Annotated in this window: 17 protein-coding genes; 2 read left to right on the top strand and 15 right to left on the bottom strand. The window is 72.5% G+C overall.

All coding sequences use genetic code 11. The features are described 5' to 3' along the window. Positions 1-17 precede the first annotated feature (17 nt). On the bottom strand, positions 18-878 hold the full coding sequence (gene hisG, locus AC29IT_RS20155; protein ID WP_488219770.1) for an ATP phosphoribosyltransferase: 861 nt from the start codon (positions 876-878) through the stop codon (positions 18-20). Between the two features lie 263 nt (positions 879-1141). Here hisG and AC29IT_RS20150 point away from each other — a divergent pair, with 263 nt between their 5' ends. Continuing rightward, on the top strand, positions 1142-1576 hold the full coding sequence (locus tag AC29IT_RS20150) for an NUDIX hydrolase (protein WP_358446608.1): 435 nt from the start codon (positions 1142-1144) through the stop codon (positions 1574-1576). On the opposite strand, the gene metK is transcribed toward AC29IT_RS20150, so the two are convergent. The 9 genes from metK to AC29IT_RS20105 form a co-directional block, all read right to left on the bottom strand. Then, entirely contained in the window at positions 1577-2749 is a 1173-nt protein-coding gene (gene metK / locus AC29IT_RS20145) for a methionine adenosyltransferase (RefSeq protein WP_488219844.1), read from the bottom strand. 43 nt (positions 2750-2792) lie between these two features. Next, a complete protein-coding gene (gene coaBC, locus AC29IT_RS20140; RefSeq protein WP_358446611.1) occupies positions 2793-4043 on the bottom strand; it encodes a bifunctional phosphopantothenoylcysteine decarboxylase/phosphopantothenate--cysteine ligase CoaBC in 1251 nt (416 codons plus the stop codon). A 13-nt stretch (positions 4044-4056) separates the two neighbouring features. Beyond that, a complete protein-coding gene (gene rpoZ / locus AC29IT_RS20135; protein WP_224956551.1) occupies positions 4057-4350 on the bottom strand; it encodes a DNA-directed RNA polymerase subunit omega in 294 nt (97 codons plus the stop codon). Positions 4351-4447: 97 nt separating this feature from the next. After that, positions 4448-5050: a guanylate kinase gene (gene gmk, locus AC29IT_RS20130; protein ID WP_488219769.1), complete on the bottom strand. Its 603-nt coding sequence runs from the start codon at positions 5048-5050 to the stop codon at positions 4448-4450. Continuing rightward, a complete protein-coding gene (gene mihF / locus AC29IT_RS20125) occupies positions 5047-5364 on the bottom strand; it encodes an integration host factor, actinobacterial type (protein WP_184484996.1) in 318 nt (105 codons plus the stop codon). Before mihF ends, gmk begins: the two co-directional genes overlap by 4 nt. 625 nt (positions 5365-5989) lie before the next feature. After that, positions 5990-6640: a hypothetical protein gene (locus tag AC29IT_RS20120; RefSeq protein WP_488219768.1), complete on the bottom strand. Its 651-nt coding sequence runs from the start codon at positions 6638-6640 to the stop codon at positions 5990-5992. Continuing rightward, a complete protein-coding gene (locus tag AC29IT_RS20115) occupies positions 6637-7719 on the bottom strand; it encodes a serine/threonine-protein kinase (RefSeq protein ID WP_488219767.1) in 1083 nt (360 codons plus the stop codon). Before AC29IT_RS20115 ends, AC29IT_RS20120 begins: the two co-directional genes overlap by 4 nt. A gap of 147 nt (positions 7720-7866) precedes the next feature. Further along, positions 7867-9198: an amino acid permease gene (locus AC29IT_RS20110; protein WP_358446632.1), complete on the bottom strand. Its 1332-nt coding sequence runs from the start codon at positions 9196-9198 to the stop codon at positions 7867-7869. Between the two features lie 893 nt (positions 9199-10091). Next, positions 10092-10832, bottom strand: a complete 741-nt coding sequence (locus AC29IT_RS20105; RefSeq protein WP_488219766.1) for an SDR family oxidoreductase — start codon at positions 10830-10832, stop codon at positions 10092-10094. 95 nt (positions 10833-10927) lie between these two features. On the opposite strand from AC29IT_RS20105, the gene AC29IT_RS20100 reads away from it, so the two are divergent. Beyond that, positions 10928-11488 carry a TetR/AcrR family transcriptional regulator gene (locus tag AC29IT_RS20100; RefSeq protein WP_488219765.1) on the top strand — a complete coding sequence of 187 codons (561 nt, stop codon included), beginning with the start codon at positions 10928-10930 and terminating at the stop codon, positions 11486-11488. Here the strand turns inward: AC29IT_RS20100 and AC29IT_RS20095 are convergent. The 5 genes from AC29IT_RS20095 to AC29IT_RS20075 form a co-directional block, all read right to left on the bottom strand. Further along, entirely contained in the window at positions 11466-11639 is a 174-nt protein-coding gene (locus AC29IT_RS20095; RefSeq protein WP_488219764.1) for a helix-turn-helix domain-containing protein, read from the bottom strand. The two genes, AC29IT_RS20100 and AC29IT_RS20095, sit on opposite strands and share 23 nt — an antisense overlap. Beyond that, positions 11640-11903, bottom strand: coding sequence for a hypothetical protein (locus tag AC29IT_RS20090; protein WP_488219849.1), 264 nt, complete (start codon positions 11901-11903; stop codon positions 11640-11642). It abuts the gene before it with no gap. 110 nt (positions 11904-12013) lie between these two features. After that, positions 12014-12421: a spore-associated protein A gene (locus AC29IT_RS20085; protein WP_358446185.1), complete on the bottom strand. Its 408-nt coding sequence runs from the start codon at positions 12419-12421 to the stop codon at positions 12014-12016. 20 nt (positions 12422-12441) lie between these two features. Continuing rightward, entirely contained in the window at positions 12442-12858 is a 417-nt protein-coding gene (locus AC29IT_RS20080; RefSeq protein WP_488219763.1) for a spore-associated protein A, read from the bottom strand. A 13-nt stretch (positions 12859-12871) separates the two neighbouring features. Then, entirely contained in the window at positions 12872-13282 is a 411-nt protein-coding gene (locus AC29IT_RS20075) for a spore-associated protein A (protein WP_488219762.1), read from the bottom strand. Positions 13283-13301 lie beyond the last annotated feature (19 nt).

The raw sequence follows: 13301 nt of genomic DNA, 5'->3' as shown, positions 1-13301 counted from the left end.
CATTCACCTGTGCGGGATCAGAGGCGGCAGGCCTCGAGCGGGGTGACGAGGATGGCGCGGGCGCCCGCCGCCCACAGCGAATCCATGATCACCTGGGCCTGGTGGCGCGGCACCATCACCCGCACCGCCACCCAGCCCTGCTCGTCGAGCGGGGACACCGTCGGCGCCTCCATGCCCGGCGTGATCTTGCGGGCGGCGTCCAGGGACCCGGTCGGGCAGTTGTAGTCCATCATCACGTACTGCCGGGCGATGAGGACGCCGCGCAGCCGCTGGATCAGCTTCTCGATCGCCTGCTCGCTGTCCTCGGGCAGCTCGCGGGTGCCGCGCACCAGCACCGCCTCGGAGCGCAGGATCGGTTCCCCGACGGTCTGCAGCCCGGCTTCGCGCAGCGAGGCACCGGTCTCCACCACGTCGGCGATGGCGTCGGCGAGCCCCAGCTCGACCGCGGTCTCCACCGCACCGTCGAGCTCGATGATCTCCACCTCGATGCCGAGGTCCGCGGCGGCCGCCGAGACCAGCGGCGCGAACGAGGTGGCGACGCGCTTGCCGTCCAGCTCGGTGAGCGCGCCGAGCCGCCCGGTGGGGGCGGCGAAGAAGAACCGCGACACCCCGAAGTCCAGCGGCAGCAGTTCGGTGGTGCTCACGTCGGTTCCGGCCGCCTGCAACAGGTCCTGGCCGGTGATGCCGACGTCGAGCACGCCGCTGCCGACGGTGCGGGCGATGTCGGTGGGGCGCAGGAAGACGAACTGGACGTCGTTGGCCGTGTCGGTCGCGAACAGCGCCTTGTGCTCGCGGTGCACGCGGTAGCCGGCGTCGGAGAGCAGCTGGATGGCGGGACCGCTCAGCGATCCCTTGTTGGGCACGGCGACCCGGAGCATGGTGGTTCCTTTGCGGATTCGGTGGTGCGGGACGGCCCCGGTTCAGGCGGGGCGGCGGGGCGTTCCGCCCGCGACGCGTTGCGGGCGGAACCCGCTATGGCGTTGACCACCGCACATCGACCGTCTCCTCCTCGCCAGCCGTTCTTCTTCCGCCTGGAATGGTGGCACACCGGCCGCTCCGGTCGGCCCGCGACATGTCGGTGCTCACGTCCCCTTCGTAGACTCGGGGGCCGTCGTCCGCACACCGGTGAGGATTCCCGCCCATGCCCGACCGCCATCTCGTCGACGCGCACATCGCGCTGCTGCGCGGTTCGCGCGTGCTGCTGAGCAGGCGTCGCGGGGACGCGTTCGACGGCTGCTGGCACCTGCCCTCCGGCAAGGTGGACGCGGGCGAGCACGTGGTGTCGGCGGCGGTGCGGGAGGCCGACGAGGAGGTCGGGGTGCGGATCGACCCGGCCGACCTGGTGCACGTGCATTCGGTGCACATCACCGGCCCCGGCCAGGAACCGCGGTTCGGCTTCTTCTTCCGCACCTCGCGCTGGTCCGGCGAGCCGGTGAACCGGGAGCCGGCGAAGTGCCACGAGCTCGGCTGGTTCGAGCTGGACGCGCTGCCGGAGCCGATGATCGGCTACGCGGCGGTGGGCCTGCGGGCGTTGCGCGGCGGCGGCCCCGCGTTCTCGGTGCACGGCTGGGAGTGATCACACCGCGGCGCGCAGCGCCTCGGCCCGATCGGCGCGCTCCCAGGGGAGTTCGACGTCGGTCCGTCCGAAGTGGCCGTACGCGGCGGTGGGCGCGTAGCGGACGTCCAGCAGCCCGAGGTCGCGGATGATCGCCGCCGGCCGCAGGTCGAAGACGGCGTCGATGGCGGCCTGGATCCGTTGCGGCGCAACGGTTTCGGTGCCGAAGGTCTCCACGAACAGGCCGACGGGGGCCGCGGTGCCGATGGCGTAGGCCACCTGGACCTCGATGCGCCGGGCGAGTCCGGCGGCGACCGCGTTGACCGCGACCCAGCGCAGCGCGTAGGCACCGGACCGGTCCACTTTGGACGGATCTTTGCCGGAGAAGGCACCGCCGCCGTGCCGCGCGGCCCCGCCGTAGGTGTCCACCATGATCTTGCGCCCGGTGAGCCCGGCATCGCCCATCGGCCCGCCGAGCACGAACCGGCCCGTCGGGTTCACCAGCGTCCGCGCGGCCGAGACGTCCAGGTCCAGCGCGGCCAGCTCGGGCCCGAGCACCAGTTCCCGCAGCTCCGCGGCGATCCGCGCCTCGTCCACCCCGTCCGCGTGCTGCGCCGAGACCACCGCGGTGTCCAGCGCCACCGGCCGGTCCCCGTCGTAGGCGATGGTCACCTGCGTCTTGCCGTCCGGGCGCAGGTGCGGCAGCAGCCCGCCCTTGCGCACCGCGGCCAGCCGCCGGGCCAACCGGTGCGCCAGCGCGATCGGCACCGGCAACCGCTCGGGGGTCTCGTCGCAGGCGTAGCCGAACATCAGCCCCTGGTCGCCCGCGCCCTGGCGGGCCACCTCGTCGTCGACGCCCTGCACCCGGGATTCGTACCCGCGCGCCACGCCGCGGGCGATGTCCGGGGACTGCGCGTCGATGGCGACGTTCACCCCGCAGGAGTTCCCGTCGAAGCCCTTCGCCGAGGAGTCGTAGCCGATCTCCAGCACCCGCCGCCGCACCAGGTCCGGGATGTCCGCGTACGCCTCGGTGGTGATCTCGCCGACCACGTGCACCTGCCCGGTGGTGACCATCGCCTCGACCGCCACGCGGGAGAGCGGGTCCTGGGCGAGCAGCGCGTCGAGCACCACGTCGCTGATCGCGTCGCACACCTTGTCCGGGTGACCTTCGGTCACCGACTCGCTGGTGAACAGCCGCCGCACGGTCCACCCCCTGGGGAACGGGTGCGGCCCGGACTCAGCCCTGCTCGAGCCGCCGCGTCACAGCGTCCCACAGCCGAGCCGAGAGCAGGGACTTCGCGCCGTGCGGCAGCGGGGTCTCGGTGCCGTCGGTGGACAGCAGCCAGCCCGCGTTGTCCTCCATCTCGAAGGCCTTGCCGTCGCCGACCGCGTTGACCACGAGCAGGTCGCAGCCCTTGCGGCCGAGCTTGCGGCGGCCGTGTTCGAGCACCGTGGTGTCCGGGTCGCCGGTCTCGGCGGCGAAGCCGACGACCGCGCCGACCTGGATCCGGCCGTCGCGGCGCTGCTCGACGAGCTCGGCGAGGATGTCCGGGTTCCGGGTCAGCTTCACCGGCGGCGGATCGGCGTCCACCTTCTTGATCTTGTGCTCGGCGAGGTCCACCGGCCGGAAGTCGGCGACGGCGGCGGCCATCACGACCGCGTCCGCCCCGTCCGCCTCGGTGAGCACCGCCTCCCGCAGCTGCTCCGCGGTGCCCACGTGCACCACCCGCGCCCCGGCCGGTTCCACCAGGTCCGCGGTGTGCGCGGAGACGAGCACCACCTCGGCGCCGCGGTGCGCGGCCACCCGCGCCAGCGCGTAGCCCTGCCGCCCCGAGGAACGGTTGCCCAGGTAGCGCACCGGGTCCAGGGGCTCCCGGGTACCGCCCGCGGAGATCACCACGCGGCGGCCTGCCAGGTCCCGCGGCAGCGCCGCGGCCGAGGACAGCAGCAACCGGCCCAGGTCGACGATCTCCACCGGGTCCGGCAACCGGCCCTTGCCGGTGTCCTTGCCGGTGAGCCTGCCGCTGGCCGGTTCCGCGACCACCACTCCCCTGGCGCGCAACGTCGCCACGTTCTGCCGCGTCGCCGGGTGCTCCCACATCTCGGTGTGCATCGCGGGCACCACCAGCACCGGGCAGCGGGCCGTGAGCAGCGTGGAGGTCAGCAAGTCGTCGGCCAGGCCGTGCGCGGCCCGCGCGAGCAGGTCCGCGGTGGCCGGCGCGACCACGACCAGATCGGCCTCCTGGCCGAGCCGGACGTGCTGGACCTGGTCGACGTCGGTGAACACGCCGGTCCGCACCGGGTGCCCGGACAGCGCCTCGAAGGTCGCGGAGCCGACGAAGTTCAGCGCCGCCTCGGTGGGCACCACCCGCACGTCGTGGCCGGATTCGGTGAACCGCCGCAGCACCTCGCACGCCTTGTAGGCGGCGATGCCGCCGCTGACGCCGAGCACGACCCGCGGGCGCTCCCGGGAAGGTTGCTCAGTCACGGGAGTTCTCGGCTCACTCGCCTTCGGTGTGTTCCAGCACGCCCGCGTGGATCTCGCGCAGCGCGATGGACAGCGGCTTCTCCCGCGGGCCCGGCTCCACCAGCGGGCCGACGTACTCCAGCAGGCCCTCGCCGAGCTGGGCGTAGTAGTCGTTGATCTGGCGGGCGCGCTTGGCCGAGTAGATCGCCAGCGCGTACTTCGAGCTGACCTGCTCGAGCAGGTCGTCGATCGGCGGGCTGGTGATGCCCTCGGGGGAGGTCAGCGAGGACCGGCTGTTGAGGGCGGCGAGCGCGTTGGGCGTGGTCACGTGGTGGCTCCTGCTCTGAACGAAGAAGGCGGTGGACGCCGGTGCGTGGACAGCGGTGGCCGGCGGCTGGCGCCTGTCCGGCGTCCGAGCGCGGAGCTCAGACCCGGCGACCGGTCACCAATCGTATCAATTCGCTGGTCGCCGACCGCAGGTCGGCGTTGACCACGGTGTCGTCGAACTCGGGTTCGGCGGCCAGCTCCTCGCGCGCGGTGCGCAGCCGGGCCTCGACCACCTCGGGATCCTCGGTGCCGCGGCCGGTCAGGCGCTGCACGAGTTCCTCCCAGGACGGGGGCAGCAGCATCACGAGCCGCGCCTCCGGCATCGACCGGCGGACCTGCCGGGCGCCTTGCAGTTCGATCTCCAGCACGGCGTCCCGCCCGGCGGCGAGCGCCTCCTCGACGGGTCCGCGCGGCGTGCCGTAGCAGTTGCCCGCGTACCGGGCGTGCTCGAGCAGCTCTCCCGCGGCGGCCATCCGCTCGAACTCGGAGATGCCGACGAAGTGGTAGTGCGCGCCGTCCACCTCGCCCGCCCGGGGGCGGCGGGTGGTCACCGAAACGCTGAAGTAGATCTCCGGTGCCCGTTCGCGCAGTTCGTTCAAGACGCTGGACTTGCCGACGCCGGAAGGACCGGAGACGACGGTGAGCCGGGGCCCGTCCTGACGGACCGACCCCGGCTCGACACCGGTACGGGTGTCGATCACTCGGCGGCGAACTCGGTGAGCAGCGCCTTGCGCTGACGCTCACCCAGCCCGCGGAGCCGGCGGCTGTTCGCGATCTCCAGCCGCTCCATGATCTGCTGAGCGCGGACCTTGCCCACGCCGGGAAGGGCCTCAAGCAGCGCGGACACCTTCATCTTGCCCAAGACCTCGTCGTTGTCGGCGGTGTCCAGGACCTCTGCCAGGCTGGTTCCACCGCGCTTGAGGCGCTCTTTGAGCTCGGCTCGGGCGCGACGGGCGGCAGCCGCCTTTTCCAAAGCTGCTGCCCGCTGCTCCTCGGTCAGCTGGGGAAGGGCCACCATGTCCTCCGTGATGTGGGGTTTCTCTTGATCGGTGCGGCGACGGTACCGAGTCCCGCCCACCGGGTTCCACGCGGGTCCGGCTTGTCGAGCGGGCGTTCCGGGGGAAGATCCCGCCGCCTGACCCCGGGGGCGGCGCGTACAAGGGGTGCACGAGCACTGGGGCCGCTGCAACTACTACCAACAATGGCGCTGAAGTGCACTAACCTGGCAGAAAACTCTTCCGATCTGTCCGATTTCCGGGCGGTTGAGCGACACGGGGGTCGTCCGCGCAGGTCACAGCGAGACCGATACCACGTCGCGAGGAAGTCGATCAAGACCTACCGACCGGTTCGGTTCGTTCTCGCCACCGATCCCGAGCGCGGCTCGGCGCCGGCGGTTCCCGATCGCGCGTCTCGAGCCCGGCGGCGGACGCCCGGCGGGGCAATGAAATGATCTTGGTCGGAGCGCGCCGCCTCAGGTCATCGCGGCGATGCGCGCCCCTCCCCGACCCCCGCTTCGCGAAGGACGCACCGATGAGCCCCGACAGCGGCGCGCCCCGCGCCCTCCCGGCTCCCCAGCAGACCGGCAGCGCGGCCGCGCTGCGGAGATGCCGGACGGCCGCCCGGACCGCCCCCGGTGGCGCCTAGCCGTTCCCCGAGCCGCCCCGGCCGTTCTCGCTGGAGCCTTCGCCGTTCCCCGTCGCACCGTCTCCGGTGGAGCCCTGGCCGTTCCCGGTGGCACCATCGCCGCCGCCGGTGGAGCCCTCACCCTTCTCGGCGGAGCCCCGCCCGTTCCCGGGACCGTTCCCCGCATCGCCCTCGCCGGGCGAGCCACCGTCGTCCCGGTCGTCCGAACCGGGCCGGAGTTCGCTGAGCAGGTCGCCGAGATCGGGCGGCGCGGGCGGCGGCGGGACCGGCCGAGCCCGCGGCGGGACCACGACCTCCCGCGGCGCCTGCGGAACCGGTACCGGCGGTCCGGGCACGGTCACGACCACCGGTGCGGGCGGTCCCGGCAGCGGGAAGGTGGCGACGTCCGCGGCGACCCGGTCGGCGGCCGCGAGCAGGTCGTGCGCGTAGGCGGCGTCGAGGCCGCCGGTGGCCTGCGCGGCGGCGATCTCCCGGGTGAGCGCGGCGAGCGCGTCCTCGGCGGCGGCCCGGTCGTGGCGCTGCGCGGCGTCCCGGACCTCGGCGACCGCCGCCAGCAGGTCCGCGCGCACCTCGGGCGCCATCGGCGGTTCCGGGGTGCCGCAGGAGGCCAGCAGCAGCGCGGGCACCGTCCACATCGCACGCTTCATCCGCGCACCAGCCCGTCCAGGTCGTCGAGGTCCGCGGGCAGCCGCGCCACGCCGGGCGGCCCGGATTCGGGCGGGAGCACCGGCCGTTCCGGAGCGCTCGCCCCGGGCACCAGCAGGGCGGCCGCGCCGAGCACCAGGACCAGCAGACCCGCGGCGCCGAGCAGCAGCGCGCGGCGGCGCGGGCGCGGTGCGGCCGGTGCCGGGACCGGGGCGAACTCGGCGGTGTCGGTCGATCTCCGTTGCGGCGACTCGGTTTCCGCGGTGGCGCCGGGTCCCGCGGGTTCGGCCGCGAGCAGCCGCGCGCACCGGGCGGCGGAGGGCCGCTGCTCCGGGTCGTAGGCCGTCATGGCGAGCAGGACCTCGGCGAGCGGGTTCGGCAGCCAGTCCGGGACGCGCGGCTCGCGGGTCAGCCGGGCCACCGCGGCCTCGGTCTTGGTGCCGTCGTACTCGGCGCGCCCGGTGGCGCACTCCAGCAGCACCAGGCCGAGCGCGTAGACGTCCGCGGCGTAGTCGACGTCCTCGTCCCGGACCTGCTCCGGTGCCATGTAGTGCGCGGACCCCATCACCACGCCCGAGTCGGTCATCCGGCCCACGGCGTGCACGAGCAGCGAGATGCCGAAGTCGGCGAGGAACACCTCTCCCGCATCGGTGATGAGCACGTTGGACGGCTTCACGTCGCGGTGCACGATCCCGTTGGCGTGCACGTAGGCCAGCACCTCGGCCAGCCGCCTCCCCAGTTCGGCGACCTCTCCGGGATCGATGGCGCCCGCCCGCATGGCCGCGCTGAGGGTGCGGCCTTCGACGAGCTGCATGACGAGGTACGGGTCGCCGTCGCCGGTTTCGGCACCCGCGTCGTGCACGGTCACCAGGCCGGGGTGGCTGAGCCGGGCCAGCAGCCGCGCCTCGTCCTCGAAGCGCCGCCGGGAGGCCTCGTCGGCATCGGAGCGGAAGACCTTCACCGCCACCGGTCTTCCCAGCCGCGTGTCCACCGCGCGGTGGACGACGGACATGCCGCCGCGCCCGAGGCGCCTGCCCAGCCGGTACCGCCCGCCCAGCAACTTCGGAGCCGCGTCGTCCATCCGTCCCTCCGCGGTGCCCGCCCGGAGCGTCCGGGCCGCGATGGGCGCCGACCCTAGCCGATGTGGATCACGTGCAGGAGGCGGAACGACAACGGGGTGGCCGCCCCGGTCGTGCCGGGACGGCCACCCCGTCGGGGACGGTGCGGGCTACTCGCGTTCCATCACCGACATGTCGATCCGGCCGCGGACGCAGAACCAGCCGATGACCAGCGCGATCAGGATGATCGGCAGCGCCATCAGGGTGATCTGCCCGGTCTCGTCGAAGCCCATCAGGACGACCACGGAGGCCAGGAAGGCGAGCGTGACGTACTCGATGTACGGGGAGAACGGCAGCCGGTAGCTCGGCCGCTCCACCTCACCGCGGTTGGCCTTGCGGACGAACAGCAGGTGGCTGAGCACGATGATCGCCCAGGTCGCGAGGATGCCGATCGAGGCGAAGTTCAGCACGATCTCGAACGCGTCCTCCGGGACCACCGCGTTGAGCCCGACGCCGACCACGCAGACCGCGGAGGTCAACAGGATGCCGCCGTAGGGGACCTGGCTCTTGTTCATCGCACCGGTGAACTTCGGCGCCGACCCGGCCAGCGACATGGACCGCAGGATGCGGCCGGTGGAGTACAGCCCCGAGTTGAGGCTGGACATGGCGGCGGTGAGCACGACGAGGTTCATCACGTCGCCGGCGTAGGGCACGCCGAGGTTCGCCAGGACGGTGACGAAGGGGCTCTCGCCGTCCTTGTAGGAGCTCCACGGCATCAGCATCGTGAGCAGCACGACGGAGCCGACGTAGAAGATCCCGATCCGCCACATGATCGAGTTGATCGCCTTCGGCATGATCTTCGCGGGGTTCTCCGTCTCACCCGCGGCGACGCCGACCAGCTCGACGGAGGCGTAGGCGAACACCACTCCCTGCATGATCAGCACGACGGGCACGATCCCGGACGGGAAGACCCCGCCGTTGTCGGAGATCACCGAGAACCCGGCTTGGTGACCGTCGATGGCGTGGCCGGTGACGATCAGGTAGATGCCGATGAGCATGAACACGACCAGCGCGCCGACCTTGACGATGGCGAACCAGAACTCCATCTCGCCGAACAACCGCACCGACACCATGTTCAGCGCGAGCACGACGGCCAGCGCGATCAGCGCCAGCACCCACTGCGGGACGGGGGCGAACATGGCCCAGAAGTGCACGTAGAGCGCGATGGCCGTGATGTCGGCGATGCCGGTGGTGGACCAGTTCAGGAAGTGCATCCACCCGGCGGTGTAGGCCCCCTTCTCCCCCATGAACTCCCGCGCGTAGGACACGAACGCGCCGGACGAGGGGCGGTAGAGGATGAGCTCGCCCAGCGAGCGGACCACGAAGAACGCGAACAGGCCGCACACCGCGTAGGCGATGGCGAGGGCGGGCCCGGCCTGCACGAGGCGGCCGCCTGCACCGAGGAAGAGCCCGGTGCCGATCGCGCCGCCGATGGCGATCATGTTGATGTGCCGCGCCTTCAGCGACTTGCTGTAGCCGGCATCTCCGGCGTCGACGGGCTGCTTCCCGTTCGGATCGCCGCCGGTCTGGAGGGTTTCTTGGCTCACTGTGTCCGGAATTTCCGTTCTGCTCGTCCACGCGGTCGGCCTGCGCGGTTGCTCGCGACACCTCGGGGTCGCCGTTCCGGACGCTCGGGGGTTCGCCTCGATGCGCGGATTCGCCGGCGCGGAGGGTCTTTCTCAGGGCACACCGGGCCGGGCGACCACGTTCCGGCGGCCCGCGCAACCCGTTCCGATGCTTGGGACGGAATGGTGCGGCGCACACGCTCCGTTGTCAAGATCCACACCGCCTCACCCGAATCGAGCAGCATTCCGCAGAGAAAGTGTAATGAACGTCGCAGACAGTACCCGTTTTCCTAGGTCAACGCTGAGCGGGGGAACCCGCAGGCCAGAGCCCCGCAGCGGCACTGGTGAGGGGTTTCCCGACACCCTGAGTTTCACTTCCGTCCATCCGACGGGGGACCTCCGGCGGAGTGTTCAATCCGGCGGGCAAGAATGCCGGAGCCCCCATTCAGCGTGCCTACAGGACAATTCCGGCGCCCGCCGAAATCAATTCTTAACTCGCCGGAAGGCACCGGGCTCGGTCACGCGGCGCCACCCGCGGGCGGCGCGCGGTCCGGAGGCCGCGGGGGACGCGCCGCCCGCCACGCACCCCGGCGGCGGCCCGCACCGGCGCTGAACCCGGCAGCCCGCGCCGCGGAGCTCACCGCCTGCGACACCACGCCCCCTCGGGACGCCGATGGTGTCGAAAACGGCCCCGAACGGGGATTCCCGGGCGGCGGAGGTCGGGCGGGCACGCGCCCACCCCGCCGACCAGGTCCGCCCGAGCACAGCGGTCAGCCCTGCCGCGTGGGCCGCAGGACGATGTCGCCGATCTCCACGTCGTCCGGCTGTTCGACGGCGAACGCGATGGCGCGGGCGACGGCGTCGGCGCCGATGCCGAGTTCGGCCATGTGCCGCTGGTACTGCGCGCGCTGCACCGGGTCCTCGACGTGGTCGACGAGTTCGGTGCGGACGTAGCCGGGCGAGATGGTGGTGGTGCGCACCGAGCCGTCGGTGGACTCCTGGCGCAGCGCCTCCATCGTGGTGCGGACCGCGTTCTTGACTCCCGCGTAGACGGCCTGCGTCGGCACGATCTTGAGGCCGGAGGTGGACGCGGTGGTGACGAAGTGCCCGCGGCCCTGGCGGTGGAACACGGGCAGCGCGGCGGAGATGCCATGCAGCACGCCGCGCAGGTTGACGTCGACCATGGCGTCCCAGTCGTCGACGTCGAGGTCGGTCATGGGTGCGACGCGCGCGATGCCCGCGTTGCTCACCAGCACGTCGAGGCGCCCGTAGCCCTCGACGGCCCGGCCGACGAGCCGCTGCAGGTCGGCGCGGCGGGTGACGTCGACGGCGAGCGCCTCCGCCCGCCCGCCGTCGGCACGGATGTCCGCGACGAGTTCGTCCAGCCGGTCGGTTCGGCGGGCGCCGAGCAGGACGGTGGCGCCGCGGGCGGCGAGCTCCCGCGCGGTGGCGGCGCCGATCCCGCTGCTGGCCCCGGCGATGGCGATGATCTTGTCGTCCGGTCCGTTCATCCCACTGGCTCCAGGTCTAAGCTGACAGTTGTCCGGTTGCGTCAGCCACTGTAACGGACAACTGTCCGCTTGTGCCGTCCGAGGAAAGGAGCACCGTGGCCGACCGAGAACTGCGCTCCGACGCCGCCGCCAACCGCGACCGCATCGTCGAGGCCGCGCGCGACGCGCTGAGCAGGTCCAACGGCGCGGCTGCCGAGCTGAAGCTGCACGCCGTCGCCAAGTCGGCCGGCGTCGGCCAGGGCACCCTCTACCGGCACTTCCCCACCCGCGAGCACCTGCTCGCCGAGGTCTACCGGGAGGAGCTGGGCCAGCTCGTCGACGAGGTGCCGCCGCTGCTGGCCGAGCACCCGCCGCTGGCGGCGATGACCCGCTGGCTGCAGCGGCTCGTCGAGTACGCGCGGGTGAAGCGCGGCGTGATGGCCGCGATCGAGGCCTCGGCCTGGCAGGACCTGTACGCGGGCCAGCACCACCGCATCGATGACGCGCTCGGTGAACTGCTCGACCGCGGCCGGGCGGCGGGCGAGTTCCGCGCGGACGTCGACGCCGCCGACGTGCTGCTGCTGCTCGGCGGGCTGTCCCGCATCCCCGAAGCCGAGTGGGACACCCGCGCGCCGACCTTGGTCGAGCTGGTCGTCAACGGCCTCCGGGCGAGGTGATCGGCTCCAGCGCGCGGGCGGCCTCCAGCGCCGTCCAGAGCTCGGCGATCCCGCTGGTCGAGGTCGGTTTGCACCCGGTGAGCCGTTCGACCCGCGCGAGCCGGTGGACCAGCGTCTGCCGGTGCACGCCGAGGGCCTCGGCGGTGCGCACTCAGGAGCGGTCCTGCCGCAGAAACACCTCCGGCGAGGTCAGCAGCGCGGTCCCGGACGCCCGGTCGTGCGCCACGACGGGACCGAGCACCCGCTCGACCAGCCGCCGCACGTCCGCGACCGACCGCGGGCCGATTCCGCCGATCTCGTGCAGCTCGGCGTGCCGCACAGCGGTGCCCGCGGTGGCGCAGGAGGCGGCGAGCCGGGCCAGGGCCAGCGGTTCCACCGAGGGCGTGCACTTCTTCACCCGCGGCGAGGTCGTCACCACCCGCCGGCCGGCCCCGTCCGCCCGCGACGTCGACCTCGGGTTCTCCCGCAACGACCGACCGGCAGCGGCGGCGGAAACCGCGGTGGTTCCGCCGCCGTCTCCGGTGATCAACCGCAGTTGGTGCCGCGGGCCACGTAGCGGGTGCCTTCGATGCCGCCCATCCAGTCGACGCACTTCCCGGCCGCGCTCAGGTAGATCGGCCCGGCGTAGGTCGTGTAGTTCCCGCCGTCGTAGACGTCCCAGTGGTTCCCGGCGGGGCTGACCGACAGGCCCGCTTCGACGAGCACCGCCGATCCGCTGCTGTTGCGCTTGGCCACCACGCAGTTGCGGCCGTTGCTCGCGTTGTAGGTGAGGAACGCGGTGCCCTTGCCCCCGATGCTCCCGCTGTTGACGACGCCGTAGCCGGAACCGCACTCGCCGCCGTAGGTGGCCGCGTGCGCTTCGGGCGCGGTGAAGGTGATCGATCCGGCCAGCGCGAGGCCCGCGACGGCGACGACCGTTCCTGCCTTGTTCATGGCTCCTCCTCGGAGTGCGGTCAGCCGCAGTTGGTCCCGTAGCGGAAGTCGGTGGCGGTGCCGATGGTGCCGCCCCAGTCGACGCACTGCCCCGCCGCCGCGACCCGGACGGGCCCGGCGTAGGTGGTGAAGTTCCCGCTGTCGCTGGTCCACGCGGAGTTCCCGGACTTGCGCAGGAACGCCTCCATCAGCGTCGCCGTGCCGGGATTGCTGCGGATGGTGACGACGCAGTTGGTGCCGTTGCCGGAGTGGTAGGTCAAGTAGACGGTGCCGCGGGCGTTCGGCAGGTCGAACCGGTTCACCACGCCGTAGCCGCTGCCGCATTGATCGCCGTAGGGTGCCGCGGCCGTGGTGGAGGCCGCCGCCGGTACCGCACCGAGCAGCGCCGCCGTGGCACCGAGCGCGAGCGCCGCCCAGGTCTTGGTCCTCGTCTGCATGGTCCCGCTCCCCTCAGCCGCAGTTGGTGTCGATGCCGCCGTTGTAGACGCCGCTGATCGCCCCGCCCCAGGTGACGCACTTGCCCGCCGCGCTGCGGTACACCGGCCCCGCGTAGGTGGTGTAGTCGCCCTGGTCCACGGCGTACCAGGTGGAGTCGTCCTGCCGGGAGATCCCGGCGAAGATCGGCACCGCGGCGCCGGGCGAGTTCCGCACGGTCACCACGCAGTTGGTCCCGTTGCTCGCGTTGTAGGTGAGGAACACGGTGCCCTTGCCGGAGATCTGGGCCTGGTTCACCACGGAGTAGCCGCTGCCGCACGCGCCGTTGTAGGTGGCCGCGTGCGCGGGTGCGGTGCCGAGGAGGAGTCCTCCGGTCACCGCGCAGGCCACCAGGCCCGCCGCGGCGGTGGTTCGGGATGGTCGCATCGCTGTCTCCTGTTTCCGG

It is taken from the genome of Saccharopolyspora sp. MMCC62 (genome assembly GCF_057736575.1).
This window is presented reverse-complemented; position numbering and strand designations above follow the sequence as displayed.

Excerpts from the sequence above, each read along its gene's own strand:
- hisG (WP_488219770.1), bottom strand. The coding sequence starts at position 878 with ATGCTCCGGGTCGCCGTGCCCAACAAGGGATCGCTGAGCGGTCCCGCC.
- AC29IT_RS20150 (WP_358446608.1), top strand. The coding sequence starts at position 1,142 with ATGCCCGACCGCCATCTCGTCGACGCGCACATCGCGCTGCTGCGCGGT.
- AC29IT_RS20120 (WP_488219768.1), bottom strand. The coding sequence starts at position 6,640 with ATGAAGCGTGCGATGTGGACGGTGCCCGCGCTGCTGCTGGCCTCCTGC.
- AC29IT_RS20115 (WP_488219767.1), bottom strand. The coding sequence starts at position 7,719 with ATGGACGACGCGGCTCCGAAGTTGCTGGGCGGGCGGTACCGGCTGGGC.
- AC29IT_RS20110 (WP_358446632.1), bottom strand. The coding sequence starts at position 9,198 with ATGATCGCCATCGGCGGCGCGATCGGCACCGGGCTCTTCCTCGGTGCA.
- AC29IT_RS20105 (WP_488219766.1), bottom strand. The coding sequence starts at position 10,832 with ATGAACGGACCGGACGACAAGATCATCGCCATCGCCGGGGCCAGCAGC.
- AC29IT_RS20085 (WP_358446185.1), bottom strand. The coding sequence starts at position 12,421 with ATGAACAAGGCAGGAACGGTCGTCGCCGTCGCGGGCCTCGCGCTGGCC.
- AC29IT_RS20080 (WP_488219763.1), bottom strand. The coding sequence starts at position 12,858 with ATGCAGACGAGGACCAAGACCTGGGCGGCGCTCGCGCTCGGTGCCACG.
- AC29IT_RS20075 (WP_488219762.1), bottom strand. The coding sequence starts at position 13,282 with ATGCGACCATCCCGAACCACCGCCGCGGCGGGCCTGGTGGCCTGCGCG.